The 3,521-nt window shown below is 71.0% G+C and carries 3 protein-coding genes; 1 reads left to right on the top strand and 2 read right to left on the bottom strand.

Annotated features, from left to right (window positions below):
* The first annotated feature begins 103 nt into the window (after positions 1–103).
* A complete protein-coding gene (locus ACY5KJ_RS18740) occupies positions 104–1,129 on the top strand; it encodes a universal stress protein (RefSeq protein ID WP_462187887.1) in 1,026 nt (341 codons plus the stop codon).
* Positions 1,130–1,204: 75 nt separating this feature from the next.
* Here ACY5KJ_RS18740 and ACY5KJ_RS18735 read toward each other — a convergent pair whose 3' ends face one another.
* Both ACY5KJ_RS18735 and ACY5KJ_RS18730 read right to left on the bottom strand, forming a co-directional pair.
* Positions 1,205–2,293 (bottom strand): LLM class F420-dependent oxidoreductase, encoded by a 1,089-nt coding sequence (locus tag ACY5KJ_RS18735; RefSeq protein WP_462187886.1) that lies wholly within the window; start codon positions 2,291–2,293, stop codon positions 1,205–1,207.
* 33 nt (positions 2,294–2,326) lie between these two features.
* Complete coding sequence (locus tag ACY5KJ_RS18730; RefSeq protein WP_462187885.1) at positions 2,327–3,052, bottom strand: class I SAM-dependent methyltransferase; 726 nt, start codon at positions 3,050–3,052, stop codon at positions 2,327–2,329.
* Positions 3,053–3,521: the final 469 nt, after the last annotated feature.

Raw genomic sequence — 3,521 nt, 5'->3', positions numbered from 1 at the left:
GCCGCAGGCCCCACCGGCTCACCCCGCGCGTCACGTCGCGGGGGTCACCTTCAGGCGGAACCATGGCAGTGACGGGGAGCAGCACGGCGAGAGGGTGATAGGGATGTCGGGCACCGAGGCACAGTCGGACACCGCGGGGTACGCGCGCCCCGCCGGGCAGGCCGTCGAGGCGGCGGACGCGGAGTCCGCCGCCGGTGGGATCGTCGTCGGGGTCGACGGTTCACCCGCGTCCGTCGCCGCGATCCGGTGGGCCTGCGACGAGGCCGCCCGGCGCCTGGTCCCGGTGATCGCGGTACTGGTATGGGACGTCATGGGCGAACCGCGGCCGGTCTTCGAGACCGCGGCGAACGCCGACCGCGAGGGTCTGGCGCACGCCGCCACGCGGGTTCTGGACACCGCGCTGACCGCCGCCCGGGTCAGCGATCCGACAGTGCGGATCATCCGGCGGGTCGAGGAGGGCAGTCCCGTCCCGGAGCTGCTGCGGGCCGCGGCCGACGCGCGGATGATCGTCGTCGGCGAGCGCGGTCACGGGGCCCTGCACCGGCTGGTGAGCGGCTCGGTGAGCCAGGGTGTGGTGCACCATGCCTCCCTGCCGGTCGTCGTGGTACGGCCGGTCGCCCCGGCCGCCGGATCCGGCAGGCACCGGTCCGGAAAGCATGACCGCGATATGGCGAGCGGCGGCGCGCACCAGCCCGTCGGCATCGACGACCGGCCGGTGGTCGTCGGCGTGGACGGCTCGGCCCCCTCGCTCACGGCACTACGGTGGGCCGTCGAGGCGGCGATGCTCCGCAAGAGCGCCCTGCACGTCGTGCACGCCTGGCACCTGGACATCCCGATCTACCCGGGGAGCTACGCCGATATCGGATCGGCGCTGGCGGAGCAGGCCCGGCAGACCCTCGACCAGGCCGTCTCCACGATCGTCACCGAGCACGCCGGCGGGCTGCCCATCCCCGTCAGGAAGGAGACCGTCGTCGATGGCCCCGCCCATGCGCTGCTGCGGGCCTCGGCTGACGCGCAGCTGCTCGTGGTCGGCAGCCGCGGGCACGGCGGCTTCGCCGAACTGCTTCTCGGTTCGGTGAGCCACCAGTGCGTCCTGCACGCGCACTGCCCGGTGGCCGTGGTCAGGTAGCGGCCCCGGTGGCCCTGGTCGGTAGCGGCGCGGCCCGTGGTCGGGAAACCGGCGCGGTCCGTCCGGCGAGGTCGATCAGCCGATGCCAGCCGGCGTGGGGATGCGGGGGCGCAGCGTGCTCAGCAGGCCGAGGACCCGCTCGGCCAGGTCCTGCTCTCCCCCGCCAGCCGATCCAGTTGATCCGGCTGATCCGGTCGATCCGGTCGATCCGGCGGTGTCCCACGCTCCGAGCAGGAAGGACGGAGTCAGGCGGACGTAGAGCTGGACCGCGGTGACCCCGGGCTGCACATATGCGGCGATCTGGTCGCGGCACTGCTCGGGCGTGCCGTGGATGAACAGGGCGTCGATGACCTCGTCGGGTAGCGCCCGGGCGGCACCACGCTGGTCCCCGGCGGTCCATCGCTCGTGGGACTCGGCGAGCCGTTCGCCGTTGCCGAGCCATTCGTGGAAGGCGTGGTAAGGGGTCTGGTTGAGGATCCAGGTGAGGAACGGCCGGCTGTCGCGGCGGGCGACGTTCGGATCGGCGTTCGGGCTCACGAAGACCTTCACCACCAGCTCCTTGCCCGCTGGCTGCGGTCCGACGGCGGCACGGACCTTGATCAGATCTTCGGGGGACAGCAGATTGGTGACGGCACCGTCCCCCTCGGTGAAGCCGAGCTTGAGCATGCCGGGCCGCATCGCTCCCAGGATGACCTTCGGCGTCTCGATCGGAGGATTCGGTAGGACGAAGCCGCGGATCGCGAACGTGTCGAAGGCGCCGGAGACCACCTCGCCGCGCAGCGCCCGGGTGAGGAAACGAAGCGTGTCCCGGGTCCGACGGAAGGGCTCGTCGAACGGGATGCCGTTGAGGTCGGTCACGTGGGCGGGCACCGACGAACCGATGCCGAGGACAAGCCCGCCGAACGTCAGATCGGCCAGGGTCGCCGCGGTCTGGGCGAGCACCGCCGGGCCGCGGGTGTGGACGGGCACGATCGCGCTCGCCAGGCGCACCCGGGGATCCCAGGCGGCGGCGACCGCGAGCGGGGTGAACGCGTCGACGCCGCCGCCTTCGGCCGTCCACACGTCGCTGTAGCCGGCGTCAGCGAGTCCCGTGACGATGCGTCGATGGTCCCGCAGCGGGATGCCGGGCAGAGGAAGGGTGACACCGAAACGCGGAGTGGTCACGGGAGTACCTCACGGGTGGTCGACGGTGTTCGGTCAGATGGTCGTCGCGGAGACGGAGGACAGAGACGGAAGGGCGGGAGTTCCCGCGCCCGGAAGCTCAGGCCGGGGGCGCCGGCCCCAGGCAGCGATGATGCTGGGCCCGAGGTCGAGGAAGTCGGGATCGGCGAGCAGGGCCAGGGCCGAGTCGAGATCGGCACGGGTGAGCAGGCCGCTGTCGACGAGGTAGTCGGCGGACTGGCCGAACGTCGCACGCCACAGGCGCCCGATCTCGTTGGAGCCGCCAACCGGGTAGTACGTGGCGTGCAGACCGGTGTCGACCAGGCCCGCCCGGGTCAGCGGCGCCGGCAGCGTTCGCCCCCACCGCAGGTCCGACCCGATCGACGACGCCATCGCCTGGCCGATCGCCTCGAAGGCGTGCCGGAATCCGTCGTGCGGTGACGAGTCGACCGGGGACAGCACGAGATCCTCAGTGACCAGCCAGCCGCCCGGGGCCAGCCAGGAGACTAGCCGCCGCAGCACCTCCTCACGCTCGGGGATGTGCATGAGGACGGTGCGGGCATGGATGAGGTCGAAGGAACCCGGCTCGAAGTCGTGGGTGCGCACGTCCGCTTGGACGATCCGCAGGTTCGACCGGCCGGCGTCGTCGAGGAAACTCGTGCTCACGTCTACCGCAGTCACCTCCCCGCCGGGGAACCGGTCGGCCAGCCAGTAGGCGACCGAACCCGCACCGGCACCGAATTTCCAGGAACCGCCCTCCATCGGCGATTCCCCGCGCCTCGAGAACGGCGTGCGTGGCCGGGTCCACCTGTGATTCCAGCAGTTGCAGCCGGCCGAGTTCCGTGGAGATGTCGTGGCTGAGGATGCCCTGGACGTATCCGACCGACGTGTCGGGCGCGGAACGCTGCGTAGCGATCACGTCTCGCGCCGGCGCCAAGGCCGCATCGGATCCCGTTGTACTGGTCATCGTCTCCCCTGGGCATGGTTCTGGGCCGGTTCCGGGCGGTCGCGGCCAGGTCCTAGACCGGTTGCGGACCAGTTCCGGTCCAGCACGGCGGTACCGATTCCTGCGTGGTTTCCACTGTCGTACCTGGTTTTCACTGTCGCGAACAGTTTCCGCGTCCCGGACCGCGACCCATTCCAGTCGGCTCGCGGCGGCTGGTCCAGAGGCATCACGGTGCTGTTACCAGCACTAAGGAGTCGAAATGAAATAACTTGCGCGTTTCGAACC

The organism is Frankia sp. CcWB3, assembly GCF_977927595.1.
The sequence above is the reverse complement of the archived record's forward strand: the minus strand, read 5'-3'. Positions and strand labels throughout refer to the sequence as shown.